Below are 25,954 nucleotides of genomic sequence, written 5' to 3' on the forward strand. Positions count from 1 at the left end.
TCCGCGATCGACGGCGTCGCGCGACCCTCGGCGTATCGCACAGATACGCGGTCGGGTCGCGCTCCTTGCGCTCGCGGCGGCTCACGGTTCTCGCTCGAAACCGATCCGTGGCGCAGACTCCTAGCGCGGACGCAGGCTCGTGACCGAGTCGCGGATGCCGAGCGTCAGGATCGCGGCGAGCGGCGCCGCGACCTGCGCCGGGCCGGGTAGGAGGTAGAGGCCGAGGGCGAGGCCCGCCACCCATGCCGCCAGCACGACGCGCCTGCGCACTTGCGCCAGCATGAGCGCCACGGCGAGGAGCGAAAGGGCGACCGAGATCAACGACATGGCCCGAATCCTCGGGTAATGTCGGCCCGATCGGGAGGCGACTTGAGGGCGGCCCCGGGTTGCGCGACGTCGCGCCCGGCCGTAGGGAGTCGACGAGGAGTCGCCAATGAAGACACTCGTCAACGTGCTCGCGGCCGTGGCTCTCGCCGTACCGTTCTCCGCCGGGCCGACCTCGGCCGGTCAGAAGATTCTTCCGCCCGCGTTCGGGAAGGAGCTCGTGCCCGAGCAGTCCTCGCAGGAGTACAAAGGGCCGAGCGCCGAGATCGAGGAGCGGATCGAAGAAGAGAAGGAAGAGCGCGCGGCCGAACGGCCGCGACACCAGCGCGGCGGGGGCGGCGGCGGACGCGTTCGCATCCAGCTCGACGGCGACGTGGACGGCGGCGGGCGCGAGGTCGACGACGATTTCTAGCCGCCGCCGCGTCGCTCGACGCGTACGCGCAGTCGGACGCGGATCGCCGCGTCCTCGCCGCGGGCGTCGGGCTCCGGATCGGCGCGCGCGATCCAACGCCGCCCGTCGGCCGCGAGCCAGCGTGGGATGACCTCGCGGAGCACGCCGCGCCCGTCGGGGCTGTGGCGTCCTTTCCCGTAGACGACGCGCACCTCGGGGATGCCGGCCGCGTGCGCTTCGGCGAGGAAGCGTTCGGTTGCCGCGACGGCCTCGCGGACGCCGAACCCGTGCAGGTCGAGCTCGGGAAGCCGACGGCTCGCCGCGGCGCCGGCGGCGCCGGCGGCGACGCCGCGCGCCAGGAGGCGGTCGAGCCATGCGGCGAGCCGGCGCATCCGCGAACTATCGCACGAGCGTGCGCTCCGTCGCATCGCGCGCATGCGCTTTGGCGCGCCAAGTCTCATCGCCGGCGCGCCGACCGCCCGAGGCGTCGCGCCTGTGACGCTGTGCCACGAGCGCCCGCCGCTGTGTCATCGCTGCGCGTGCCGCGCCATCCCTGACACAGCACGCGGAACTCCTGCGGCGGCGAGGCTGCCGCGGCGCGCGTCGCGAGATCGCCCACTTCGGCCCCCGGCACTCGGATGGGTCCACGCCGAACGGGCTGGTCGGGCGCTTGCTCTAGCACGCTCGATAGCTCGTGCTCGCGGCGAGCCGATGCCCCATGTCGATCTCCGTCGCCCTTCTCCTGATCGCGAGCACGGGTCTGCTCGCCTGGCTCGCGCGCCGCGCCGCACCCGACCCGACCGGCTCGGCCTGGCTCGCGCGCGCGCTGCGGGCGCTCTCGGAGGCGCCCGGGGCGGCCGCGACCGTGAGCGTGCTCTCGACGGAGGTCGCCACGGGCATCAATGCGTCGCACGTCGAGTGGTGGCGCCGTCGCGACGACGGCAGCTGGGAGTCGCGCCTCGGCCGGATTGCCGATGCCGACGCGCTCGCGCTCGACGCCTGGGTCGCGGCCGGCGTCACCTGGCAACGGCGCGGCGAGATCGGTACGGCGGACGCCGCCGTCGGCGCGCTCGCGGCGACCGGCGCCCGGCTGGTCGTGCCGATCCGTTGCGGCACGCGTCCCGTCGGGCTCCTCGCCGCCGGCGGTCGGCCCGACGGCCGCGTCTACGACGCGCGCGCCGTGGGCGACGCCGAGGTGGTCGCGCACCATCTCGCGCTCCTCGCGGAGCGCGCCGAGACCGCGGCCGTCCTCGACGAGACGCGGCGCATGGTGCAGCGGTCGACGCGACTCTCGACGGTGGGCACGCTCGCCGCCGAGCTCGCGCACGAGATCCGCAATCCGCTCGTCGCCGTGCAGACGTTCCTCCAGATCCTCCCCGAGCGGCTCGACGACCCCGAGGTCACGATCGACCTCCGCGCCGTGGCGCTGAACGAGCTCCAGCGCGTGGCGCGCCTCCTGAACGAGCTGCTCGGCATGGCGCGCGCGTCGGTCACGAGCTTCGCGGCGACCGATCTCGAGCTCCTCGTCGAGCAGGTCGTCCGCCTCCTGCAGGTGTCGGCGCGCAAGAAGGACGTCACGCTCGAGCGCCGGGGCGACGTGCTGCCGGTCGGCGCCGCCGACGCCTCACGCTTGAAGCAGGCGCTCGTGAACCTGGTGCTGAACGCGATCCAGGCGAGCCCGGTCGGCAAGACCGTCTGGGTCGAGACGCGCGCCGCCGCCGAGGCGGTCGACGCGCCGCACGTCGAGGTCGTCGTGCGCGACCAAGGTCCGGGCGTGGCCCCGGACCTGCGCGAGCGGGTCTTCGAGCCGTTCGTGACCACCAAGGAGAACGGCACCGGGCTCGGCTTGTCGGTGACGCGACAGATCGTCACCGATCACGGCGGGACCATCGCGATCGACAGCGGGCCGGCCGGCGGCGCGGTGTTCGCCGTGCGGATCCCGCTCGTGCTGCCGTCCGCCGAGCGCCGCGACCAGGCGGCCTGAGGCCCGACGACGTCGCGAGCGAGCCGTCTCGCGCGCTCATTCCCAGCGCAGCGCCTCGATCGGGTCGAGCCGCGACGCCTTGTACGCCGGGTAGTAGCCGAAGAAGATCCCGACGGCCCCGGAAAACAGGAACGCCGCCGCGACCGACGCCGGCTCAAGCACCGTCGGCCACTGCGCGATCCGGCCGATGAGACGGGTCGCGACGAGGCCGGTCGCGATGCCGACCAGGCCGCCGGTCATGCTGAGCACTGTGGCTTCGGTGAGGAACTGGAGGAGGATGTGGCGCGCCTTCGCGCCGACCGCCATGCGGAGGCCGATCTCGCGCGTCCGCTCGGTCACCGACACGAGCAGGATGTTCATGATTCCGATGCCGCCCACCAGGAGCGAGATCGACGCGATCGCGAGCAGGAGGTTCCCCATGACTTCGCTCGCCGCGGCGCTCGCGCCCGCCATGTCCTCGAGGGTACGGACGGTGAAGTCGTCCTCCTGGCCGCGCGCGATGCGGTGTTGCTGACGCAGCACGGAGGCGATCGCGTCGGCGGCGACCGGCAGGTCGGCCGTGCTCCGCGCGCTCGCGTAGATGATCTCGACCGTGCCGAGGATACCGGCGCCCATCACGCGGCGCTCGGCGGTCGAGAAGGGGATCATCACGACGTCGTCCTGGTCCTGGCCCCACGACGACTGGCCTTTCGCTGCCAGAACGCCGATCACCTTGAACGGCACGTTCTTGATGCGGACGACCGTGCCGACCGGGTCCTGGCCCGAGCCGAAGAGATTGCGTGCCACCGTCTGCCCGAGCACGGCCACCTTGGCGCCGCTCTTCTCGTGACGCTCGGTGAAGAAGCCGCCGCTCGCGATCTGCCAGTCGCGCACGCGCTCGAACTCGTCGGTGACTCCCTGCACGACCGTCGACCAGTTGGCGCCGCCGTAGATCACTTGCAGCACCTGCCGGCGGGAATACGTGACCGCGGCGACCTCGGGCACGCGCGCCAGCGCCTTCGCATCGTCGACCGTCAGCGTCGAGGCGCCGCCCCATCCCGAGCGGGCACCGCCCGAGGTCACGGCACCGGGGATCACCATGATGATGTTGGTGCCGAAGCTCGCCAGCTGCTGCTGCACGAAGCGGTCCGCGCCGGCGCCGACGCTCACCATCGCGATCACCGAGGCGACTCCGATGATCATCCCGAGCATGGTGAGCCCCGAGCGCAGGCGGTTCCGCCACAGCGCGCGCGAGGCGGCGCGCGCGGTCATGGCGAGGAGCTTCGCGGCGCCGAGGCCGGCGCTCACGCTCCGGCCCTCGTCGCGTGCGGCCGCGCGGCGCGGCGCGCCTCGGCCGGCGTGTCGGCGACGATGCGGCCGTCGCGGAACTCGATCACGCGGTCGCTCGCGGCGGCGACCTCCGGATCGTGGGTCACGACCACGATCGTGACCCCGGTCGCGCGGTTCAGCGCGACGAGCATCGCCATGATCTCGCCGCCGGTGCGGCTGTCGAGGTTGCCGGTCGGCTCGTCGGCGAGGAGCAGGTCGGGGTCGCCGACGAGGGCGCGCGCGATTGCGACCCGCTGCTGCTCGCCGCCCGACATCTGGCTCGGCACGTGGTGCGCGCGGTGCGCGATGCCGGCGCGGGCGAGCGCCGCGGCGGCCCGCGGCCGCTGCTCGGCGAGGGGCAGCGGGCCGTAGTAGAGCGGCAGCTCGACGTTCTCGAGCGCCGTCGTTCGCGCCAGCAGGTTGAAGCTCTGGAAGACGAAGCCGATGCGGCGGTTGCGGATCTCGGCGCGCGCGTCGCCGTCGAGGCCGCCGACCTCACGGCCGCCGAGACGGTAGACGCCGCTCGTCGGGCGATCGAGGCACCCGAGGATGTTCATCAGCGTCGACTTCCCCGAGCCCGACGGGCCGACGATCGCGACGAGTTCGCCCGCGTCGATGCGGAGCGTAGCGTCGACGAGCGCATGCACGGTCGCGTCGCCGAGCGCGTAGCGGCGCGCCAGCCCGACGGTCTCGATGAGGGGCGTGCCGCCCGGCGCCGCGGCCATCTCAGCGCCGGCGTCCTCCGCCGCCCATGTTGAACCCGGGGGGGCGCTGCGTCGTCTGCGCGGACGCCTCGGTCCGACGTTCGACCCCGACGACGACCGGGTCGCCCTCGCGGAGGGCGTCGCCATGCACCTCGGTGTAGCTGTCGTCGGAGAGCCCCGGCGCGACCACGACGGGCTCCGGAGCGCCGCCGGCGAGGCGCCAGATCGCGGTCCCGGCGGGCGCCGCGGCCGCCTCGCCCTCGCCGGCCGGCGGGCGGAAGCGCAGCGCCGCGGTCGGCACGCGCAGCACGTTCTCACGGCGGCCCGTCACGATGTCGACGTTCGCGGTCATGCCGGGTCGGAGTGCGAGGTCCGCGTTGCCGGCGTCGATGACGACGTCGTAGGTGATCACGTTCTGGACGTTCAGCGGCGAGTTCCGCACCTGGGAGACGACGCCCGTGAAGGCCCGCTCCGGATAGGCGTCGACGGTGAAGGTCGCCGTCTGCCCGGCACGCACCGTGCCGATGTCCGCCTCGCTGACGTTGGCGTTCACCTGCATCTTGGTGAGGTCCTCGGCGATCACGAAGAGGGTCGGCGTCTGGAAGCTCGCAGCGACGGTCTGACCGACGTCGACGTTGCGCGACACGACCACGCCGTCGACCGGCGACACGATGTCGGTGTAGCCGAGGTTCACGCGCGCCTCCTCGAGCTTGGCTTCGGCCTGTCGCGTTTGCGCTTCCTGGAGCGCGACGTCGGCGTGCGCTTGCGCGACCCCGCTCGCCAGCACGTCGACCGCGTCGGCCGCGACGATGCCCTGCGCCGCGAGCGCGCGGTTGCGGGCGAGGTTGGCGGTCTTGTACGCGCGGTCCGCACGCGCCTTGGCGAGCGCCGCGCGCGCGTTCGCGAGCTCGGCCTCGGCTTGCTGTACGCGGAGCTGGAATGGGCGCGGGTCGATCTTCGCGACTCGCTGGCCCCTGGCCACGAGCGAGTTGAAGTCGACGTCGATCGCTTGGATCGGACCGGAGACGTAGGTGCCGACCTGCACCGTCGTGACCGGATTCACGGTGCCGGTCGCGGTGATGCTCGCGACGAGGTCGCCGCGCGTCACCTTCTCGGTACGCCAGCGCTGGACCTCGCGGTCCCGATCGCCGAGGGCGCGGTAGACGATTCCCGCGGCCGCGACGAGCGCGACGGCCACCGCCAACGAGCGCCAACGACGCGTCATGCGCTCAGTATAGACGCTCCGTGCGCGCGCGCGAGACGACCTCGGGCGGAGGGTCATCGCAGCGGCTTCTACGGGAGGTCGCCCAACCGTCCGTTCGCCGGGGCCGGCGCGGGGCGGCCCCGGCGCCGTGCGGAGGCCTTGCGCAGGCGCGCGACCCAGCCGAGGCGACCGAGGTCGTCGAAGAGCGCGTAGGCGACCGGCGTGACCAGCAGGCTCAGCAGCAGGCAGAGCGTCTGGCCGCCGATGATCACCTTGGCCATCGAGGCGCGCGACGCCGCGCCAGGGCCGGTGCCGAGCGCCATCGGCAGCATGCCGAGCACCAGCATCACGCTCGTCATGAGGATCGGACGCAGGCGCGCGTGGTTGGCTTCGATGATCGCGGTGTCGCGATCGATGCCCTTCGCCCGCAGCGTGTTGGTGTAGTCGACCTGCAGGATGCCGTTCTTCTTCACGATGCCGAACAGCATGAAGATGCCGAAGATCGAGTACACGTCGAGGGGGTTCCGCAGCACCCACAGCGAGAAGACCGCGAACGGGATCGAGAGCGGCAGCGCCAGCATGATGGTGATCGGGTGCAGGAAGCTCTCGAACTGCGCCGCGAGCACCATGTACATGAAGAGCAGGCTCAACAGGAAGGCGGTGATGAAGTTCGCGACCGTTTCCTCGAGCACCTTCGCGCGGCCGCCGAGCTTGATCTGGTACTGCGCCGGCAGGTTCATCTCCCGGATCCACCGCTGCACGCGCTCGACGGCGACCGAGAGCGGGATGCCGTGCAGGTTCGCGAAGAAGCCGACCTTGCGCTCGCGGTTCTCGCGCTCGATCTGCGCCGGGCCGAGCGCCTCCTCGAGGTCCACGAGGCTGTAGATCTTCACGAGATTCGCGGCCGGCGACCAGACGGTGAGGGCGTAGACGTCGGCGGGACCGGTTCGCTTTCCGGGGTCGGCGCGGAGCCAGACGTCGTACTGCTCGTCTTCCTCTTTGTATTTCGACACCGGCTCGCCGCCGACGAGGATGCTGAGCGTCTGCGCGATCTCCTCGACCCGGAGCCCCATGGCGGAGGCGCGCTCGCGGTCGATCGCGGCGCGGAGCTCGGGCTTCCGGACCGAGAGCGTCGTGTCGACGTCGACGAAGGCCGGGTCGGCCTTCATGCGCGCGGCGAGCTCGTCGGAATACTTCGTGAGCTTCTCGAGGCTCGGGCCGAGGAGGCTGAACTCGAGCTCGCTCTGGCGCGTGCCGCCGCCGCGGAACGCGTTGATGCCCTGGACGCTGGCGCGGAGGTCGGGGTAGGCGGCCAGGACCTTTCGCGCGTCGGCCATGACGTCGAACTGCGAGAAGTCGCGTTCGGAGAGATCGCTCAGGCGCACGTAGATCGACGCGATCGTGACGTCTCCCTCGCCGGGGCGCGCCTTGCCGGTCGTGTCGCCGATGGTGGTGAGGGTTTCGCGGACGCCGCGCAGCGAGCGGAACTTGGCCTCCAGCTCCTGTGTGAGCGCGTCGGTGCGCTCGAGGTTGTAGCCGCCCGGCGTCTGGAGGATCACCTCGAACTCGCTCTGGTCGTCCTGCGGCACGAACTGCGTTCCGACGGCGCGCAGGAGCGGGCCGGTCGTGAGGGTGATCGCCAGGGAGAGGAGCAGGATCGCGGCGCGATGGTTCAGGGACCAGCGGAGGCAGGCTCCGTAGAAGCGGTCGATCGCGCGATAGAAGGGACTCTCCTTTGCGGAGTGCGCCGGGTCCTTCGGCTTCAGGAAGCGCGACGACAGCATCGGTGTCAGCGTGAACGACACCAGCAGCGAGAACGCGATCGCGAATGCGACCGTGATGCCGAAGCTCTGGAAGAAGCGCCCGATGATGCCACCCATGAAGGCGACGGGGAGGAAGATCACGATCAGCGAGAACGTGGTCGCCGTCACGGCGAGTCCGATCTCGCGGGTGCCGATCGACGCTGCACGGTACGGCTCCTCGCCCCGCTCTTCGATGTGGCGAAAGATATTCTCGAGGATGACGACGGCATCGTCGATGACGATGCCGACCGCGAGTACGAGGGCCAGCATCGTCACGTTGTTCAGGGTAAAACCCATGTATCGCATCATCGTGAAGGTCGCGATGATCGACGTGGGAATGGCGACGGACGCGATCAGCGTGCTGCGCGCGTCGCGCATGAAGAGCCAGACGGTCAGTGCGACCAGGATCGCGCCGAGGATCAGGTGGTGCTGCACCTCGGAGATCGTCCGCTTGATGAAGCGCGACTGGTCGACCACGACCTCGGTCGAGACGTCGGGCGGCAGGATCGGCTGCAGCTCGGCGAGCTTTGCCTTCACGGCGTCGACGACGGCGACGACGTTCGTGCCCGACTGCTTCTTCACGATGAGGCTGACGGCGTTCTTGTCGTTCAGCCGTGCCCGGCTGCGCGGCTCGGCGACGCCGTTCTCGACCCTCCCGATGTCGCGCACGCGGATCGGCCGGCCCTCGTAGGTCGCGACGATGAGGTCCGCGAAGGACGGCACGTCCTCCATGCGGCCCATCGTCCGGAGTACCATCTCGCGGTTCCCCTGGTCCACGCGTCCGCCCGGGATCTCGATGTTCTGCTTCTGGAGGGCCTCGCGGACCTGGAGGATCGAGATCTCGTAGGCCGCCATGCGGTCGGGGTCGACGTAGACGTTCACCGCCCGCTCCCAGCCGCCGACCATGATGACCGCGCCGACGCCCTGGACGGTCTCGATGCGCTCCTTGATCTGCTTCTTCGCGACCTCGGTCACCTCGCGGAGGTTACGATTCCCCGCGACGACGACGCTCATGATCGGGGTGGCGTCGACGTCGAACTTCTCCATGATCGGCGGGTCGGTGCCTTCGGGCAGCCGCGAGACGATCGTCGAGACCTTGTCGCGCACCTCCTGGGCGGCGACCGCGCTGTCCTTCGAGAAGAGGAACTGCACGATCACGATCGAGAGGCCTTCCTTGGAGGTCGAGCGTAGGATGTCGATGCCCTCGATGGTGTTGATGATCTCCTCGATGGGCTTGGTGACGCCGCTCTCGATCTCCTCGACGCTCGCGCCCTTGAGGGTCGTGGTGACCGTGACCGTCGGGAAGTCGACGTTCGGAAAGAGATCGAGGCCGAGGCGCTGGAACGAGAACCAGCCGAGGACGACCAGGGACATCACGAGCATGGTCGCGAAGACGGGGCGGCGGATGCAGAGATCGGCGAGGGACATGTCGCCTAGGAATCCATGACTCGGACAGGCTCCTAGGGCGCGACCGTCACGGACGCGCCCTGCTCGAGGCGGTCGAGATTCGAGACGGCGACCTGCTCGTCGCGCTTCACGCCGTCGGCGATCTCGCGGCGGTCGCCGACCGCGACGCCGGTGCGGACGATGCGCTCCTCCGCCTTGCCGTTCGCGATCACGAAGACCTTGGTGACGCCCGCGAAGGTCGTCAGCGCCTTCTCGGGCACGACGACCGCGTCGCCGTGCAGGTCGTAGACGAGATCGCCCTTGGCGAAGAAGCCGGGACGGAGCAGGCGATCGACGTTCGGCACGAGCGCTTCGAGCGTGATCGATCGGTTCGCGGCCTCCGAGGTCGGGTTGATGCGGGTGATCCTCCCCTCGAAGACGCGATCCTGGTAGGCGTCGACGGTGACGCGGATCGGCTGGCCGAGCTCGAGGTAGCCGGCGAAGCGCTCCGGCACCGGCGTGCGGAACTTCAGAGGATCGTCCTGGACGAGCTTGTAGAGCGTCTGCCCGCTCTTCACGACGGCGCCGAGCGACGTGTCGCGCTCGGCGATGACGCCGGCGAAGGGGGCGCGGATCACCGTGCGGTCGATCTTCACCTTCACGACGTCGAGCTGCGCCTCGAGCACCGCCGCCTCGGTGCGCATCTTCTCGGCTTCCTCGGCCGCCATGATGCCTTGGCCGCGCAACACCTGGGCGCGGGCATTGTCGGCGTGCGCCTTCACGAGCCGGGCTTCGATTTCGCGCTTGGCGGCCTGCAGGTCGGCGTCGTCGAGGCGGACCAGCACGTCGCCCGCGTTCACGCGGTCGCCCATGTCGGGGCCGAACGCGGCGACGCGGGTCTCGATCTGCGCCGCGATCGCCACCTCTTCGTTGGCGTAGAAGGCGCCGACGAGCGGCACCGAACGCTCGACCTGCGCGATCGTCGCCGGCGCGACGGCGACCGCGACGGGCGTTTCCGCCGTCTGCGCGGTCGCCTGGGCATCGCTCGCTTCGTGCGAGCAGCCGGTGGCGAGGAGCGCGAGCGCCGTCGCCGCGGCCGCGCCGAACGTTCGGATGCGCAGGGTCACGGCTGCCCTCCGGCGGCCGCGCGGCGCGGCCGCGCGCCCGGGCGCCGCGCGACGGCGCGTCCGCCGCGGAGACCGTCGAGGAAGAGGTCGACCACGAAATCCACGCTGCGCTCGGGATCGTCCCGCTCCTGCTGGTTGGTGACCGCGGCACGGATCAGAGCGATCAGCATCTCGGCGGCGAGCACGGCGTCGGCGGGGGCGATGCGGGCCGCGCGCGTCTCCGGCTTCAGGACCTCGCGGGCGAGGGCGATGACGCGCTCGCGCCGCTGCCGCCAGGAGGCTCCTTCCGGCTCGCGTTGCTTGTGCTCGTAACGGCCCATCAGCACCGCCAGATGACGGCGCGTCCAGAAGAAGGTGAGGAAGCAGCGCGTGAACGCGCGGAGCGCCGGCTCGCCGCTCCGGCCGCGGACCGCGTCGGCGAGCTCGGCCAGCAGCACGTCGAGGGCCTCGAGGATGGTCGCGTAGAAGAGCTGCTCCTTGTTCGGGAAGTAGAGGTAGAGCGTGCCCTTGCCGACGCCCGCCGCGGTCGCGACGTCCTCGACCGGGACGGTGTGGAACTCGCGGGCCGAGAAGACGTCGGTGGCGGCGCGCAGGATCTGCGAGCGCTTGTTCGGGTCGGACTTGCGGCCTGCCATGGGGGCAATTCCAGAACTGACCGGTCAGTCCTACGGCCACCCCCCACCTCAGTCAACGTCGCTCGTGCGTCGATGCCGTGCCGCCCGCCATAGGGAGAGAAGAATGCCCGGAGAGGGAGGAGGATGAGACGGAGCGGGTAAGGAGACAGGACGGTAGGTAGGGAGGTAGGAGAAAAGCGAGCCCGTCGCGGGGGGCTCACGACGTGACGGGCATGCGGGTAGCGCCTAGAGTCCACCACGCGACGAACACGCGAACCCGCATCGCCTTCCGCCCCCGTCATCGGCTACACTCGTCCACTCACCCAGTCGCAGTCGCCGCCGTCCGACTCCGCCCAGGAAGGAATCCCCCATGAATCTCAAGAAGATGCTCGTCACCGTCGTCAAGACGCTCGTCACCGTCGGCATCTTCGTCTCGCTCTTCGTCGAGTTCGGCGGGGGCACCGTCGCGGTCTCGCGGAGCGGCTTCGCGGACGGCTCGATCTTCTACCGCGCGAACCCGGAGATGCCGGGGTTCGTCGGCAAGATGAAGGCTCGCCTCTCGGGTGCAGCCCTTCCCGAGCCGTACGTTCCGGTGTCGAGCGAGTATGCCTGCACGCTCGCGCTCGAAGGCGGCCAGGTCATGGTGCGGACGGCGGCGGGCGCGGTCGTGAAGCTCCGGGCGCTGCACCACTGCGTCGACGGCAAGCTCGGGCAAGTGCTCGCGGGACCCGACGACGAGCGGAAGGTGGCGCTTGCGACCACGACCGGCGACACGGTCTGGGTCGAGAAGCAGGGAATGCAGCGTGTGCCGATGACGGTCGCGGACCTCTGGACGGAGATCAAAGGGTTGGACCTCGCCGTCTTCGTGCCCTGGCTCCTCTTCGCGACCTTCATCAAGTTCCTCGGCATCCTCGCCAACATCGTGCGCTGGAAGGTCCTGCTGGCGGGGCAGGGAATGGCATTCGGCTTCGGCTGGCTCACCGCGAGTTACTTCGTCGGGCGCTTCTTCGGCATCGTGATGCCCTCCACCCTCGGCCTCGACGGCTGGCGCCTCTACGACACGATCCGCATTTCGCGAAAGCCCGTCGAGTGCGCGACGGTGCTCGCCGTCGAGCGCATCACCGGGCTGATCGGCCTCATCGCGACGATCCTCCTCTTCATGCCGTTCGCCGACCTCCAGGGGCGCACGTTCGCCGACGTCATTCAGAAGCTCGCGGTGCCGCTCGCGGCCGCCGTCGGCCTCGGGCTCGCGCTGCTTCTCAAGCCGTCGCTCTTCGCTCCGGTCATCCGGCTCGTGCCGATCGCGAAGGTGCGGACCTTCCTCGAAAGCGCCATCCGCTCCGCGACCGCGTACTCGACTCGCCGCGGGACGCTCCTGATCGCGCTCCTGTGCGCGGTCTTCGGACAGCTGACGACGATGGCGATGTACTTCGGAAACGCGATGGCCCTCCAGGTGGAAGGGGTCACGATGCTGCAGGTGTTCTACGCCGCGGCCGTGATGACGCTCTTCACCTTCCTCATCCCGACCGCCGCGGGCGAGGGCGTCCGCGAGCTCATGTTCGTCGAGCTCCTCGGCGGCCGCATCCCGACCGCGAAGGCCTTCCTCATCGGCCACGTCGGCTTCTGGATCGAAAAGCTCCTCCTCTCGTTCCAGGGCGGCATCTTCCTCATCTGGGCGCCCAAGTCGTATCAGCGCGTGACGCGCGAAGACCTCGAGCACCTGAAGGAAGAGGCGGCGCGCGAGCGCGAGGTGCGCGCGACGGCATGAGCCGAGCGAGGCCATGACCGGGCCGGCGATCACCATTCGGCACGCGACGGCGGCGGACGAGGGGGCGCTCGGCCACCTCGGCGCGGAGCTGCTGCGCCTGCATCACGGATTCGACGCCGAGCGGTTCATGGCACCTGGTCCGAACACCGAGGAAGGCTACGGCCGCTTCCTCGCCGCCGCGCATGCGAACGATGACACCCTCGTCCTCGTGGCGGAGCGCGCCGGCGAGATCGTCGGCTACTGCTTCGCCGGTATCGAGCCGCGCTCGTGGAAGGAGCTCCGCGACCGCGCCGGATTCGTCCACGACGTGCTCGTGGTGGAGGGCGCGCGCGGCACCGGGACCGGAGAGCGTCTGGTCGAGGCGGCGGCCGAGTGGCTGCTCGCGCGCGGCGTCGCGCGCGTCATGCTCTGGACGGCGGAGAAGAACGTCCACGCGCAGCGCCTCTTCGAGCGCCTCGGCTTCCGCCGCACGATGATCGAGATGACGCGCTGAGCGTTGCCCGGCGCGTGGGGCGACGACGAGCGCGCGTGTCCGGCGAGCGCCGCGCGGCCCGCTACTCGAACAGTTCCACGGCGCCGGTGCGGACGTCGTACATCCCGCCGACGAGCTTGATGCGGCCTGCATGGGCGAGGCGGGCGAGCGCCGGACTCTGCTCGCGGATGCGCCGCAGCGTGCGCTGCACGTGCAAGCGCGACGCCTGGTCGATGCGGCCGCGGCGGGCTTCCTTGGAGATGTGCTCCCAGTCGACGCGCCACGAGGGATCCAGCGACTGCCGGATGTCGTCGAGGATCGGGTGGAGGTTCGGACAGTCGCCGTTCGGTCCGGCCGTGGTCTGCCGCAGCATCGGAGCGAGGGCGAGCTCGACCGCCTTGTTGTTGGTGTGCCCGAGCACGACGATCACCTTGGCGCCGGCGACGGCGCACGCGTACTCGAGGCTCCCGAGCGTGCTCGGGACCGCGACGTTGCCGGTCGTGCGGGTGCAGAAGATGTCGCCCGGGCCGACGTCGAAGATCATCTCGACCGGCGTGCGCGAGCTCGATCCGCTGAGCACCGCCGCGAGCGGATGGCGGCGTTCGGCGACGCCCTGGCGCAGGTGCGCCATGTCGCGGGTCAGCACCTCGCCGCTCTGGAAGCGCTCGTTGCCCTCGCGCAGGATGTCCACGACCTGGTTCGGCGTGAGCTTCTCCTGCAGGTCGCGGGTCGCGAAGTCGGCGTAGCGGACGCGATCCTCGATCTGCTCGTAGTGGGGCTTGAAGCCGATCAGGCTCACCAGGACGTCGCGCGCCGGGGCCGTCTCCTTCTCGTATTCGCGGATCACCGACAGGATGTCGGTGTCGATGTAGTCGGTGGCGCGCGCGTCGATGAGCACGTGCCCGCCGCGGGGCGCCTCGCCGAGCGCGCGGCGGAGCGCGGCGCGGTTCAGGAAGCTCACCTGGTTGGCGAGGTCGATGTGGAGCACGTCGCCGCCGAGATGTTTCTCGAGCGTGCGGTGCAGCGGGCGGCGGAAGTTGCTCCTCAGGATGAAGGCGATGCTGAAGGCGAGCCCGATCAGGACGCCGATCAACAGGTCCGTGAGCAGGATCGCGGAGATCGTGACCATGAACGGCACGAACGTCTCGAAGCCCGCCTGCCATGTCTGCCGGAAGAGGGCGGGGCTCGCGAGCTTGTAGCCGGTCGTGATGAGCACGGCGGCGAGCGCCGAGAGGGGGATGAGGTTCAGCCACGCCGGGAGCAGCGCGACGCAGAGCAGGAGCAAGCAGCCGTGGACGATGGCGGCGAGCTTGGTCTTGCCGCCCGAGTTGATGTTGACCGAGCTCCGGACGATCACGGAGGTGACCGGTAGGCCGCCGATCAATCCCGCCGTGAGGTTGCCCACCCCCTGCGCGACGAGCTCGCGGTTCGGCGGCGAGGTGCGGCGCCGCGGGTCGATCTTGTCGACCGCTTCCAGGTTGAGCAGCGTCTCGAGCGAGGCGACGAGCGCGATCGTGATCGCGGCGACGTAGAGCTTCGGGTTGCCGAGGGCCGCGAGGTCGGGCGCCTTCAGGAAGCCGAGGAAGCCCGTCAGGTCGGTCGCGACCGGCACCTGCACGAGGTGGTCCGACTCGATGGCCCAGCCTGCGCCGAGGCGCGACAGCAGCATGTGCATGCCGACGCCGAGCAGCGCGGCGACGAGCGGCGCCGGGATCGGCGAGGTCTTCAGCTGCTTCACGCGGTCCCAGGCGACGAGCAGGGCGAGGCAGAGCGCGCCGATCAGGGCGGCTCCACGGTGGACGCCGGCAAAGAGGTTGCCGAGCGCGCTGAAGGTGTTCTCGTGGTCGGGCTGGGAGAACGCCATGTCGCCGAGCGGGTCGGCGTCCCAGCCGAAGAGGTGGGGGATCTGCTTGAGGATCAAGATGAGGCCGATCGCTCCGAGGAGCCCGCGGATCACGCTCGACGGGATGAAGTCGGCGATGCCCCCGGCTCCGGCGATGCCGAGGGCGATCTGGATCACGCCCGCGATCGCGACCGCGAGAGCGAAGGCCTCGAAACTCCCGACCGCCGCGATCTGGGCGGCCACGACGGCCGTGAGCCCGGCCGCGGGGCCGCTGACGCTCGTGTGCGAGTGGCTGATCGAGCCGACCAGGAGGCCGCCGACGATCCCCGCGAGGATGCCGGAGAAGAGCGGCGCGTTGGAGGCAAGCGCCACGCCGAGGCAGAGCGGCAGGGCGACCAGGAAGACGACGAGCCCGGCGGTGAGATCGGCGGCGAGCGTCGCCGCTCCCGGCGACTGCATCGCGCTCGGAGCGGCGGGTGGCGTGACGGTGCGCGGTGCGGGCATCGGCGCTCCTCTCGGTCAGGCCGCGGCGTTGCCGGAGCCGCCGACCGTCTCCTGCATCGGCCGCCAACGGGCCTGCGCGGCGTCCCACACCAGGAAGCCGCCGCTCCGGATGTCGTAGGTCCAGCCGTGGATCTCGAGCGCGCCCGCCCGGAGCTTCGCGGCGACGCTCGGCAGCGTGCGCAGGTTGTCGAGCTGCGCCAGCACGTTCTCCTGCGTCAGCACCTCGACCTTGCGGTCTTCCGGGGCGTCCGGGTGTGTCTCGAGGGTGACGGCGCGGGCGCGGTCCGCGTATGCGATCCAGCGCGCGACCGCCGGCAAGTCGGCGACGTTCTCCGGCCGCAGCACGGCCTGCATCGCGCCGCAGTCGGAGTGTCCGCAGACGATGATGTGCAGGACCCCGAGGATCTGTACCGCGTACTCGATGGTGGCGGCGACGCCGCCCGAGCTCTCGCCGTGCGCGGGTACGATGTTGCCGGCGTTGCGGCAGACGAAGAGCTCACCCGGGCCGACCTGGGCGATCAGGCTCGGGACGATCCGCGAGTCGCTGCACGTGATGAGGAGCCAGCGCGGAGACTGGCTGCTCGACAGGTCTTGGTACAACTCGCGGTGTTGGGGGAACACCTCGTTCTGAAAACGCAGCACGCCTTCGATCAGCTTCTTCATGACTGCTCCTTTCGCGGCACGAGGTGTGCGGGGCGCGTCCAGCCGGTCGGACGTCGCCTTGGGGTGAGCGGAAGAGGGGTGCGGACGGACTCAGCGGCTCGGGGGACCGCGGCCGCGCCGCGTGGAGGCCGCGGGTGCCGCCGGTTCGGCGGGGAGCCTGACGGCGAGCCGGGCCGCGAAGGTCCGGGGGAGCGCCACCATCGTGGTGGCGGCGAGAAGGAGATGGGGCGAGCCGTGCGACGGGGGGCCGTCGCGGAGGGGGGCGAGCGCTTCCCCCGGTGGCGAGCCGTCCCGCAGGACCAGCTCGCAGCCGGGGGCTCGCGAGCGCGAGGCACTGAGCCTGTTCCCGGCTGACGGAGAGAAGTGGCCGTGGCGGGCGCGGTCGGTGGCGACGCCGGCTGCCGTCAGCTGATACGTGCCGAACGCCAGTACGAGCGCCGTGAGGCGCACGAGAATCAGGGGCAGGCGCTGGATCGTCACGGTCGACACGTCGAAAGTTTCGTTGAGACGATTGCTTACCGCCGTGGCGTGGCGGGCACAAAGCGATAGAGCAGCGACCGGAGTGGGTCAACCCACCTGCCGGCGAAGACCCCGACGCGCTCCGGGGGGCAGGTTCCGTGGGGGTGGATGTGTCTCGCGCCATGGATGATGCTTCGGCAATGACCTCGGGCGAGCGGGATCGGTCGGTCGTTTGCCCCGCCGGTGCGGTGGACCGGCTGGACCGCGTTCTGGCGAAGATCTTCCCCGCGACCTCGCGCGGTGCGGCGCGCCGGCTGATCGCCGATGGGCGCGTGTTCGTCGACGGGCGGCGCTGTCGGGTGGCGTCCCGGCCGGTCTATCCGGGAAACGAGCTGCGGGTCGCGTCGGCGGCCGCCGTCGCACGCGCCACGTCGGCGGCCGTTCCGCCGGTCCTCTACGAGGACGACGATCTCCTCGCGATCGACAAGCCGGCCGGTATGGCGACCGCGCCGACCCGGGTCGCCGCCGCGGGGACGGCGCTCGACCTCGTGACCGAGGTCCTGCGGGCGCGCAAGCGCGGGCCGGCGCGTCTCTGGGTCGTGCACCGCCTCGACGCCGCGACCTCGGGCGTGCTCGTCTTCGCCAAGACGCGTACGGCGGCTGCGGCGCTCTCGGCGGCGTTCGCGGAGGGCCGCGTCGAGAAGACGTACCTCGCGTGGGTGAGCGGCGCGCCCGGCGCGCCCGCCGGTGCCATCGACCTCGCGATCGCGGCCGAGGGGCGGCGCGCGCGCGTCGATCCGCGCGGCCGCCCGGCGCGCACGGACTGGGAGGTCGTCGAGCGCGGCGAGGGGCGGACGCTCCTGCGGCTCCGTCCTCGCACGGGTCGGATGCACCAGATCCGCGTGCACCTGCGCGCGCTCGGCCATCCGATCCTCGGCGACCGCGCATACGGCGGTCCGGCGGGGCGGCGGCTCATGCTGCACGCCGAACGGCTCGTGCTGCCGCATCCGAATACGGGCGGCGCGGTGACGCTCGTCGCGCCGACGACGCTCTGACGCCGTTCGGAAAGAACCGGAATCGGGACGCGTCAGCGCGGCCGGCCGGTGCCCGGGTCGCGCCGCAACGGGCCGGTCTGGGTGCGGACGGCTTCGGGCGCCTGCGACGCCGGGAGCCGATAGAGGTAGTGCAGGTCGGTCGCGGTCACGAGCGGATCCTTCCGATACTCCTCGACCGCGCGGAAGACGTTCGCGTCGGGCGCGATGCGCAGGATGTAGGCGCCCTTCAGGTCGGCGACCTTGATCAGCTGGATCGCGCGGTACTTGGCGTTCAGGCGGTCCAGGGACGGCACGCCGAAGCGGAGCTTCGTCGGCGGCTTCGCGACCAGGGACGCGACGGTCTTCTCGCCCGCGGGGGTGAAGACGATCAGCAACTCGCCCTCGACGTATCCGTGGGTGCTCTGCGGGGCGGTGGCCGGCACCTCGGCGCCGACCGTCCGTACGGTGCGTTGCCCGCCCGTCTCGATCGTCTGCGTCGCGCACGCAGCGAGCGTGCAGGCGGCGAGGATCGAGACGAGCGGGCGCGCTCCGATCACCAGCGGACTCGGCGGGGCTCGCTCAGCTCTTCTTGCCCTTGGCCTTCAGCTCGGCGTCGATCTGCGTCTTGAAGCCGTCGAGCGAACGGTTCTGCGCGATCTTGCCGTTCACGAAGAAGCTCGGCGTGCCGCGCACGTCGCTCTTCGCTCCGAGCGCCATCTCCTCGTCGACCTGCTTCTTCACCTCGTCCGAGCCCTGGTCGGCCTCGAACTTCTTCATGTCGAGCCCGATCTTCTCGGCGATGCCCTTGATCGTCTCGGGTGTGAGGTTGCGCGAGTTCTTGTAGAGCTCGTCGTGCATCTCCCAGAACTTGCCTTGCTTGCCGGCGGCGATGGCGGCGCGCGCGGCGGGGTCGGCGTTCGGGTGGATCTGGCGGAGCGGAAACTGTTTCATGATGAAGTTGACGTCGTTCGGGTAGGCGGCGAGCACCTGCTCGACGACCGGCGCCGACTGGGCGCAGAACGGGCACTGGAAGTCGGAGAACATCACGATCGTGACCGGCGCGTCCTTCGGCCCGCGGACCGCGGAGTTGCCGACCGGGATCTGGTAGACCTTGTTCGGATCGATCTGCGGACGCTGCGCGGCGGCGGGCGCTGCCGGCCGCGCCGCGATGTCCTTCTCGATCTTCTCGAGCTTGGCCAGGATCTCCTTCTGTGTGGTCTGCACCGCCTCGATGTCGCTCTTCTGCGCGCATCCCGGTGCGGCCAGTGCCAACGCCAGCAGCGCGATCACGTACGTACGGCGAGTCTCCATGAGAAATCCTCCTTCGTCCGCGGTGAAAATTGCCTCCGTGGTGTAGCGAAGGCCGTCACCGAACACCAGACGGGCGCGTACGGGGCGCTTCGCTCAGCCTCGGGGCGCCTGGGCCTCCGAGAGACGGGCGGCGATCACCGCCCGCACGCGGTCGCGGAGCGCGCTGCGGTCGTCGTACCCGAGGTCGTCGGTGCGGATGGGGGGCTCGACGTAGACGTCGACGTCGCCGGGGACGATCGAGAGATATCCGCCCTTCGGCATCACCGCGCTCGTGCCGCAGCAGATGACCGGCACGATCGGCAGCTTCAGGTGGATCGCCGCGATGAAGGGTCCCTTCTTGAAGGGCAGCAGCTGGCCGTCGCGGCTCCGCGTGCCCTCCGGGAAGATGATGAGCGACGACCCCTCCGTGGCGGCCTCGTTCAGCCGTTCGATCGCCGCGAGCGGGTTGTCGCGGTCGACCGGGATCATCCCCATCGTGCGGAGCACGGTGCCGAGCACCGGCTCCGCGAAGAGCTCCTTCTTCGCGATGAAGCGGTTCTGGCCCGGGAGGTACCCGAGCAGCGCCGCGATGTCGAAGTTGCTCTGGTGGTTCGGCGCGAAGATCCACGGCCCCGGGCCCGCGAGGTGCTCGAGCCCGTGGACGTGCACGCGGACGCCGCAGAGGCGCGCCAGGTTCCGCGCCGACAGCCGCGCGAAGGCCCAGGCGACGCCCTTCCAGGGCAGCACGCGGTGCAGGATCACGGCGATCGTGCCCATCGAGAAGAGCATGCCGCGGAAGATCCAGCGGTTCAGGAGCGCGCGCGCACGCCATCGAGCCGTGCGGCTCGCCGCGAGCTCGGCCTCCATCGTTTGGGTGTCGGCGAGAGGGCCCATCGCGCGCGACACTATGTGCGCGCCCCGAGCATGACAAGCGACCCGGACGGTCCGAGCGGCCGCGTCAACTTGCTCTCGTCCGGACCCCGGACTACTACGGACGCTTCCGATGCGGATCTACTTCGTCTCGCCGACGCACTACGACGCGAACGGTGCCCTCCACAAGACGACGCGCTACTGGACGAGCGGCATCACGCTCCCCTACCTGAAGGCGATCACGCCGCCGGGGCACGACGTCCGGCTCGTCGACGAGCTGATGCAGGACGTGAACCTGGACCACGAGTGCGACGTCGTCGGCATCACCGCGATGGGACCGCAGATCGTCCGGGCGTACGATCTCGCGCGCGCGTTCCGGGCGCGCGGTCGCCGCGTCGTCCTCGGCGGCACCTGGGTTACGCTCACCGCGGAGGAGTCGCTGAAGCACGCCGACGCCGTCGTCGCCGGGGAGGCCGAGGACGTCTGGCCCGAGGTCCTCGCCGACTTCTCCGAGGGGCGGACGAAGGGCATCTACCGCGCCAAGAGCGGATGGCGCTCGCTCGCCGGGCTGGCGCCGATCGACTACGAGACGCTGCCGCTGCTGAAGCTCCAGGCGTTCCGCGAGAGCGCGCTCTACCGCATGTACTTCCACTGGCCCGTGATCTTCTCGCGCGGGTGTCCGCATCCCTGCGAATACTGCGCGGTCCAGACCTACTATCAGCGCGCGTACCGGACGCGGCCGGCCGACGACGTGCTCGAGGACCTCCGCCGCATCAAGGCCCTCGGAGGGAACCGCATCCTCTTCCTCGACGACAACCCGATCGCGCACCCGAACGACGCGAAGGAGCTCTTCCGGAGAATGATCCCGTTCGGGATGAAGTGGGCGTCGCAGTCGACCATCAACATGGCGCGCGATCCCGAGCTGCTCGACCTCGCGGCGCGGAGCGGCTGCGTGAGCCTGTCGATCGGACTCGAGAGCATCAACCAGGAAAGCCTGCGCGGCATCAAGAAGGACTTCAACCAGGCCACGCGCTTTCGCGAGGACATCGCCGCGCTCCGTGCCAAGGGCATCCAGGTGATCGCGCTCATCATGGTCGGCCTCGACGGCGACACCGTGGACACGTTCGGGCGCACGCTGCAGTTCCTGCTCGACAGCAAGGTGTCGTTCCTGAAGCTCTTCACGCCGTGTCCGTATCCCGGCACCAAGTTCTACGACGACCTCGCCCGCGAGGGCCGCATCCTCGACGGCAACTGGGCGCGGTACGACTACGGATCGCCGCTCATCAAGCCGACCGGCATGACCAGCGACGAGATGATGGACGGCTTCAAGTACGTGTACGAGGGATTCTACTCGATCAAGAACATCCTGCGGCGCTTCAGCCCGCCGCCGAAGGGCCAGCTCCTCGAAAGCCTCGCGTACGTGGTCGCCAACCTGAAGGTGAACCGCTACCTGCGCTCGCACGAGCGCGCCTGGGCGACGATTTCCTAGCCTCGTCCGAGAGCGTGCCGGTCAGTCGCCGCGACCCTTCAGCTGGATGAGCTCGATCTTGTAGCCGTCGGGATCCTCGATGAACGCGATCTCCGTCGTGCCGTGCTTCATCGGACCGGGCTCGCGCGTGATCCGCACGCCGCGCGCGCGCAGCCGGTCGCAGGTGCGGTAGAGGTCCTCGACGCCGAGCGCCAGATGACCGAACCCCGTGCCGATGTCGTAGCGTTCGGTGTCCCAGTTGTGGGTGAGCTCGACCACCGTGTGATCCGATTCGTCGCCGTAGCCCACGAACGCGAGGGTGAAGCGGCCGCCGGGGTACTCCTTCTTCCGCAAGAGCTTCATCCCGAGCAGGTCGGTATAGAAGCCGAGTGAGCGATCGAGGTTGCCCACGCGGATCATCGTGTGCAGCATCTTCATCGACGGGGCCTCCCGGCCTCGTGCTTGCCATAGGCGGCTCGGCGATGCCATGCGATCCGAGCGGGAGGAACCTCGTGGAGCGACCGAGTCCGAAGCAGGTCACGATCTTCAATCGCGAAGCGCTGGAGGAGGCGACCAAGGCCCAGGTCGCCTGGGCGGACCGCGTGTTCCGCCGTCGGCTCATCGTCAGTACGAGCTTCGGCATCCAGAGCGCCGTGATCCTGCACCTCGTGAGCCGCATGATCCCCGACGTTCCCGTGGTGTTCGTGGACACCGGCTACCTCGTGCCCGAGACCTATCGCTACGCCGAGCAGCTGATGGCGCTCCTGCGCCTGAACGTGAGGCGCTACTCGGGCACGATGACGCCCGCCGAGATGGAGGCGAAGCACGGGAAGCTCTGGGAGACCGACCTCGACGAGTACCACCGCATCCGCAAGGTCGAGCCCATGCGGCGCGCGATCCGCGAGCTCGAGGCGCACGCATGGATCGCCGGGTTGCGGGCGGACCAGACGAGCTTCCGCGCGACGCTCGACCCGGTGACCTTTCAGGACGGCGTCTTCAAGGTGCACCCGATCCTGCGATGGCGGTCGCAGGACGTCTACTACTACATGGAGCACTACCGGCTACCGCAGCATCCCCTGTGGGAGAAGGGCTTCACCCGGGTCGGGGATCGCCACTCGAGCAGCGCCGGAGGCGAGGGCGACAAGCACGCGCGCTTCGACGGGCGGGCCGAGGAATGCGGCCTCCACACGTCCGGCATCGCCGACGAGTAGCGGGCGCGTTCGCTGCGCGAGCCGTTCAGCTCGAAGAGTCTGCGGGTGCCGTAGTGTCTCAGGTTGATTCTCGCGCAGCGGAGCGATCGGTGGCCGCAGGCGGGCGGGTCGGGGCGTGCTTCTACGGTCGCCGGGTGTCCTGCCACCTGCGCGTAGGGCCCGCCGGCGCCACTTTGCCTTGCGCACGACGCGAGCTGCGGCTCCCCGAAGCCCGCCCCGCCCGCCTGCGGCAGCATGCGCACCCAAGTACGAGGGAAGCTCTGCACCGATCCTTTCCGCGCGAGAAGCGTGAGCCGCTGCGCCACCGTCGCTCGCGGAGGGGTCGCGCTTCGCAGCCGGACGCGCTCTGCGCAGAGGTTCCCGAGGGGCCGTCGGTTCGGCACGGCGAATCGGCGCGCTCGTGGATCGTCTTTGCCGCCATGCATCGCCGGCGGGTGGGTCCGGGCGTGCTTCGGGGAGCCGCAGCTCGCGTCGTGCGCAAGCCAGGGCGGCACCGGCGGGCCCTACGCGCCGGGTGGCAGGACCCCGGCGACCGTAGAAGCACGCCCGGACCCACCCGCCGGCGCATCCGCTTGCGATTCCGTGAGCTCGCGGAGCGCGTCCCGAAACTCCTCCGGCATGCGCTGCGGTCTGCCGTCTTCGCCGATCACCGCGTGCGTCGTCGAGCCTTCGACGCGGAGCTCGCCGTCCGTGCCGCGGATCTCGTACCCGATCGTGATGCGGGCGCGGCGGGTTTCGGTCACGGCCGCATGGATCGCCAGGTCCTCGTCGTAGCGCGACGGGCGGCGATAGCGGCAGGTCGTCTCGATGACTCCGAGGTAGAGGCCGCGCGCGATGTAGATCGCGAACGGATGGCCGAGTCGGCGGAAGAGCTCGGCGCGGCCGATCTCGAAGAGGCGGAAGTAGTTGCCGTAGTAGACGATCCGCATCGGGTCGCAGTCGCCGAATATGACGCGGTAACGCGCGACCTCGATCACGGCCGAGGCGGTACCATGCGACCCGTACCTTGACAACGCGCGCCTCGGATGGCCTGGTCGGCGGCCACTTCACGCAACGGAGGAGGAGAGGATGAAACGTTTCGACGTACGTTGGCTCGTGGTCGGCGGTTGCGCGCTCGCGCTCGCCGGTTGCGCCGAGCACGCCGCGCGTCCGGCCGCGCCCGGCGCGGCCGCGCCGGCGCACGCCGGGAAGGGCACGCAGGAGGAGGCCGCCGCCGACGCGCCGACGCCTCCGCCGGCGGGGAGCCCGCTCGCGAAGATCACCAAGGGCATGGCGATGAGCGAGGTGGTCAAGATCCTCGGCGAGCCGACGGACCGCAATCAATACGTCACCGGGAAGGCGTTCATCCCGTGGTACTTCGGCGACGACGTGACCCGCATCGCGTGGCACTACAAGGGGCTCGGCCGCGTCGTCTTCACCGGCGGCGGCGCGTGGGGCCAGCAGGGCGGCCAGGTGGAGTGGGTGGACTACGACCCGAAGGAGACCGGCTACCGGAAGTAGCGCCAGCCTCGCTCCACGCGGAGCGTGACGACCGGCGTGCCGATCGCGGCGCGCCGGTCGCCACGGGCGCGATCTACCGGACCGACGCCAGACGCGTCGCGATCTGCTTGGTCGCGTCGTTCATGGCGGCGCGCTGCGCCTGCCCGAGCGCGCTCGCGGCGTACGCCGTGTCGGCGCCGCCGATGCCGAACACCGAGAAGCCGCTCGTCGCGGCTTCCGACGTGAACGTGCCGGCGCAGACCGCGGTGCCGACGATGCGGCCGTTGCGCGGGTCGAGGATCTGCAGGTCCATACCGACCGAGCCGGTGCGGCGCATGCGGCTGTTGTTGTAGGTGGGGTTCGCGAGCGCGAGGCTCGAGCCGGCGATGGTCGCGGGCGTGTTGCCGGCGATCGCGCCGCCGATCGCGACGCCCGCGCCGACCCAGCCGAGCCCGCCGCCGCGCGCGCTGCCCTGGGCCTCGGCCACCTCGTTGAACTCGGTGATGTTGCCCTTGATGACGAGCGGGCCGACCTCGCCCTTCTTCACGAGTACGGACGGCTTGGCGCGATTGGCGAGGTAGTACTCGTAGTCGACGATCTGGACGTTGCCGACGTTGCCGAGCGCGCTCACGAGCTGCGCCGAGACGCCGTGGCCGACGCGGTCCGACATGCCGGCCGGCGGCGGGTTGTAGGCCTCCGCTTGCGGGCCTTCGGGCAGGAGCCCGTAGCCCCACGGGCCCCAGCCGTAGCGGCGGCCGGGAGGGGGCGGCGGCGCGCTCGGCGAGCCGTCGACGGCGACCTCCAGTGGCGCCACGGTGACGACGTACGTCGGCAGGTTCGGATCGTACGGAATCCGCACCACGTCGACCTGCGTCGACGCGGTCTGGCCTTCGGTCGCGCGGACGCCCTGCTTGTCGACGGTGGCCGGTGCGCAGCCGGCGACGATCACGCATGCTGCCGCCAAAAGCATGATTCTTCTCATGAAACGAAGTCCTCCTTGGAAAAATCTTGCGCCGCGGCTACCACGCCGGTCTCGTTCCGGCAAGGTGACGGACGCGTCGGGATGCGCGCGCAACACGCGGCTCCGTGCGCCGTTGCGGCGTCGCGTTCAGCCGGCCCGAGCCCGCGTCGGCTCGGCCGTCGGCGCGCTCGGCAGCGCGCGCTTCGCGTCCGCGAGCGACGCGTCTCCCGGCCAGTACGGCGCGAACTGGAACCACTGCTCGGGATGTTGGCGGACGAGCTGCTCGAACTCGGCGACGATCCTCGCGAGGATGCGGTCCATCTCCTCGACCGTCGCGTGGCGGCCGACGTGGTGCTCGGTGCCGAGCACGATCCGGTAGTGCCGCGGTCCGACCCGCACGGAGAACACCGGGAAGATGGGAGCGCCGGCGAGCCGCGCGAGCCGGATCGGCCCCGCCTGGAACCAGGCCGGCGCGCCGAAGAAATCGACGAGGCGGGCGCCGTCGCCGCCGAGCGGACGGTCGAGCTGCATCGCGACCACCTCGTTGCGCTTGAGGGCGCGCAGCATGTTGAACGACCCGTACACCGACGTGTCGGAGAGCAGCACGCGCACCCCCGCGGCCTCGCGCGCCTTCTTCACGTACTCGGCGGTGGTCTCGTTCGCCTCGCGCGCCATCACGAGGTTGAAGGGGCACCCGAAGCGAACGAGCGTGCGCGCGCCGATATCCCAGTTGCCGAAGTGGCAGGTGACGAGCACCGCACCGTGCCCGCGCTTGATCGCGGCCTTGATCGGGTCGTCGGTCGGCTCGTCGACGCGCACCGGCTGCGGGCGCGGGCCGAAGTACTCGAGCGTCTCGTTCACGCAGTGGGCGAACGTGATGAACACGTCGAGCGCCGCGAGGTGGTCGCGGATCCAGCCGCGCCGGCCGAGCACGCGCCGCACGTTGGCGAGCGCGCCGCGGCGGTTGCGGCCGACGCAGAGGAAGATGATCGCGGCGATCCACGGCGGCGAGTACCGCTTCCACCACTCGGGGCCGTAGACGCTCCCGAGGTAGGCGAACTTCCTCCACCACAGGCCGTCGAAGCGGA

The 25,954-nt window shown here is 70.4% G+C and carries 26 protein-coding genes; 8 read left to right on the plus strand and 18 right to left on the minus strand.

Translation table 11 applies throughout. From position 1 onward, the window contains the following. Positions 1–120 precede the first annotated feature (120 nt). Entirely contained in the window at positions 121–327 is a 207-nt protein-coding gene (locus IT293_04625) for a hypothetical protein (GenBank protein ID MCC6763930.1), read from the minus strand. 106 nt (positions 328–433) lie between these two features. Between IT293_04625 and IT293_04630 the strand changes: the two genes are divergently transcribed. Then, positions 434–736 carry a hypothetical protein gene (locus IT293_04630; protein MCC6763931.1) on the plus strand — a complete coding sequence of 101 codons (303 nt, stop codon included), beginning with the start codon at positions 434–436 and terminating at the stop codon, positions 734–736. Here the strand turns inward: IT293_04630 and IT293_04635 are convergent. After that, positions 733–1,107, minus strand: a complete 375-nt coding sequence (locus IT293_04635; GenBank protein ID MCC6763932.1) for a Smr/MutS family protein — start codon at positions 1,105–1,107, stop codon at positions 733–735. The two genes, IT293_04630 and IT293_04635, sit on opposite strands and share 4 nt — an antisense overlap. A gap of 326 nt (positions 1,108–1,433) precedes the next feature. Between IT293_04635 and IT293_04640 the strand changes: the two genes are divergently transcribed. Next, the gene (locus IT293_04640; GenBank protein MCC6763933.1) at positions 1,434–2,699 is read left to right on the plus strand and encodes a hypothetical protein; all 1,266 of its coding nucleotides are present in this window, start codon (positions 1,434–1,436) and stop codon (positions 2,697–2,699) included. 36 nt (positions 2,700–2,735) lie between these two features. On the opposite strand, the gene IT293_04645 is transcribed toward IT293_04640, so the two are convergent. From IT293_04645 to IT293_04670, 6 genes are all read right to left on the minus strand, one after another. Next, the gene (locus IT293_04645) at positions 2,736–3,950 is read right to left on the minus strand and encodes an ABC transporter permease (protein ID MCC6763934.1); all 1,215 of its coding nucleotides are present in this window, start codon (positions 3,948–3,950) and stop codon (positions 2,736–2,738) included. Between the two features lie 32 nt (positions 3,951–3,982). Continuing rightward, positions 3,983–4,732 carry an ABC transporter ATP-binding protein gene (locus tag IT293_04650; GenBank protein MCC6763935.1) on the minus strand — a complete coding sequence of 250 codons (750 nt, stop codon included), beginning with the start codon at positions 4,730–4,732 and terminating at the stop codon, positions 3,983–3,985. A gap of 1 nt (position 4,733) precedes the next feature. Beyond that, positions 4,734–5,936: an efflux RND transporter periplasmic adaptor subunit gene (locus tag IT293_04655; protein MCC6763936.1), complete on the minus strand. Its 1,203-nt coding sequence runs from the start codon at positions 5,934–5,936 to the stop codon at positions 4,734–4,736. Positions 5,937–6,004: 68 nt separating this feature from the next. Then, the gene (locus IT293_04660; GenBank protein ID MCC6763937.1) at positions 6,005–9,145 is read right to left on the minus strand and encodes an efflux RND transporter permease subunit; all 3,141 of its coding nucleotides are present in this window, start codon (positions 9,143–9,145) and stop codon (positions 6,005–6,007) included. A gap of 32 nt (positions 9,146–9,177) precedes the next feature. Then, a complete protein-coding gene (locus IT293_04665; protein MCC6763938.1) occupies positions 9,178–10,230 on the minus strand; it encodes an efflux RND transporter periplasmic adaptor subunit in 1,053 nt (350 codons plus the stop codon). Beyond that, complete coding sequence (locus tag IT293_04670) at positions 10,227–10,865, minus strand: TetR/AcrR family transcriptional regulator (protein ID MCC6763939.1); 639 nt, start codon at positions 10,863–10,865, stop codon at positions 10,227–10,229. The genes IT293_04665 and IT293_04670 overlap by 4 nt, the downstream gene beginning before the upstream one ends. A 349-nt stretch (positions 10,866–11,214) precedes the next feature. On the opposite strand from IT293_04670, the gene IT293_04675 reads away from it, so the two are divergent. After that, entirely contained in the window at positions 11,215–12,612 is a 1,398-nt protein-coding gene (locus tag IT293_04675) for a flippase-like domain-containing protein (GenBank protein MCC6763940.1), read from the plus strand. A gap of 13 nt (positions 12,613–12,625) precedes the next feature. Then, on the plus strand, positions 12,626–13,105 hold the full coding sequence (locus tag IT293_04680; protein MCC6763941.1) for a GNAT family N-acetyltransferase: 480 nt from the start codon (positions 12,626–12,628) through the stop codon (positions 13,103–13,105). Positions 13,106–13,166: 61 nt separating this feature from the next. Here IT293_04680 and IT293_04685 read toward each other — a convergent pair whose 3' ends face one another. The 3 genes from IT293_04685 to IT293_04695 all read right to left on the minus strand — a co-directional run bounded on the left by IT293_04685 (position 13,167) and on the right by IT293_04695 (position 16,583). Then, on the minus strand, positions 13,167–15,386 hold the full coding sequence (locus tag IT293_04685; GenBank protein ID MCC6763942.1) for a bifunctional SulP family inorganic anion transporter/carbonic anhydrase: 2,220 nt from the start codon (positions 15,384–15,386) through the stop codon (positions 13,167–13,169). Positions 15,387–15,446: 60 nt separating this feature from the next. Further along, on the minus strand, positions 15,447–16,094 hold the full coding sequence (locus IT293_04690; GenBank protein MCC6763943.1) for a carbonic anhydrase: 648 nt from the start codon (positions 16,092–16,094) through the stop codon (positions 15,447–15,449). A 90-nt stretch (positions 16,095–16,184) separates the two neighbouring features. Then, on the minus strand, positions 16,185–16,583 hold the full coding sequence (locus IT293_04695) for a hypothetical protein (GenBank protein ID MCC6763944.1): 399 nt from the start codon (positions 16,581–16,583) through the stop codon (positions 16,185–16,187). Between the two features lie 170 nt (positions 16,584–16,753). On the opposite strand from IT293_04695, the gene IT293_04700 reads away from it, so the two are divergent. Further along, positions 16,754–17,608 carry an RluA family pseudouridine synthase gene (locus IT293_04700; GenBank protein MCC6763945.1) on the plus strand — a complete coding sequence of 285 codons (855 nt, stop codon included), beginning with the start codon at positions 16,754–16,756 and terminating at the stop codon, positions 17,606–17,608. 32 nt (positions 17,609–17,640) lie between these two features. Here IT293_04700 and IT293_04705 read toward each other — a convergent pair whose 3' ends face one another. From IT293_04705 to IT293_04715, 3 genes are all read right to left on the minus strand, one after another. Then, on the minus strand, positions 17,641–18,144 hold the full coding sequence (locus IT293_04705; protein ID MCC6763946.1) for a hypothetical protein: 504 nt from the start codon (positions 18,142–18,144) through the stop codon (positions 17,641–17,643). A gap of 22 nt (positions 18,145–18,166) precedes the next feature. Then, positions 18,167–18,898: a thioredoxin domain-containing protein gene (locus IT293_04710; GenBank protein MCC6763947.1), complete on the minus strand. Its 732-nt coding sequence runs from the start codon at positions 18,896–18,898 to the stop codon at positions 18,167–18,169. 93 nt (positions 18,899–18,991) lie between these two features. Further along, positions 18,992–19,771, minus strand: coding sequence for a 1-acyl-sn-glycerol-3-phosphate acyltransferase (locus IT293_04715; protein ID MCC6763948.1), 780 nt, complete (start codon positions 19,769–19,771; stop codon positions 18,992–18,994). Positions 19,772–19,880: 109 nt separating this feature from the next. Between IT293_04715 and IT293_04720 the strand changes: the two genes are divergently transcribed. Further along, the gene (locus IT293_04720) at positions 19,881–21,236 is read left to right on the plus strand and encodes a radical SAM protein (GenBank protein MCC6763949.1); all 1,356 of its coding nucleotides are present in this window, start codon (positions 19,881–19,883) and stop codon (positions 21,234–21,236) included. A 21-nt stretch (positions 21,237–21,257) separates the two neighbouring features. Here IT293_04720 and gloA read toward each other — a convergent pair whose 3' ends face one another. After that, positions 21,258–21,653 (minus strand): lactoylglutathione lyase, encoded by a 396-nt coding sequence (gene gloA / locus IT293_04725; GenBank protein ID MCC6763950.1) that lies wholly within the window; start codon positions 21,651–21,653, stop codon positions 21,258–21,260. 74 nt (positions 21,654–21,727) lie between these two features. Here gloA and IT293_04730 point away from each other — a divergent pair, with 74 nt between their 5' ends. Continuing rightward, positions 21,728–22,426, plus strand: a complete 699-nt coding sequence (locus IT293_04730; protein ID MCC6763951.1) for a phosphoadenylyl-sulfate reductase — start codon at positions 21,728–21,730, stop codon at positions 22,424–22,426. Positions 22,427–22,929: 503 nt separating this feature from the next. On the opposite strand, the gene IT293_04735 is transcribed toward IT293_04730, so the two are convergent. Beyond that, positions 22,930–23,403: an acyl-CoA thioesterase gene (locus IT293_04735; GenBank protein MCC6763952.1), complete on the minus strand. Its 474-nt coding sequence runs from the start codon at positions 23,401–23,403 to the stop codon at positions 22,930–22,932. A gap of 91 nt (positions 23,404–23,494) precedes the next feature. Here IT293_04735 and IT293_04740 point away from each other — a divergent pair, with 91 nt between their 5' ends. Beyond that, the gene (locus tag IT293_04740; protein MCC6763953.1) at positions 23,495–23,926 is read left to right on the plus strand and encodes a hypothetical protein; all 432 of its coding nucleotides are present in this window, start codon (positions 23,495–23,497) and stop codon (positions 23,924–23,926) included. Positions 23,927–23,999: 73 nt separating this feature from the next. On the opposite strand, the gene IT293_04745 is transcribed toward IT293_04740, so the two are convergent. Further along, positions 24,000–24,887, minus strand: a complete 888-nt coding sequence (locus IT293_04745; protein ID MCC6763954.1) for a hypothetical protein — start codon at positions 24,885–24,887, stop codon at positions 24,000–24,002. A gap of 126 nt (positions 24,888–25,013) precedes the next feature. Then, positions 25,014–25,954, minus strand: a 941-nt coding sequence (locus IT293_04750) for a lysophospholipid acyltransferase family protein (GenBank protein MCC6763955.1), incomplete at its 5' end; no start/stop codon positions are given.

It is taken from the genome of Deltaproteobacteria bacterium (assembly GCA_020848745.1).
Lineage (GTDB): Bacteria > Desulfobacterota > Binatia > UTPRO1 > UTPRO1 > UTPRO1.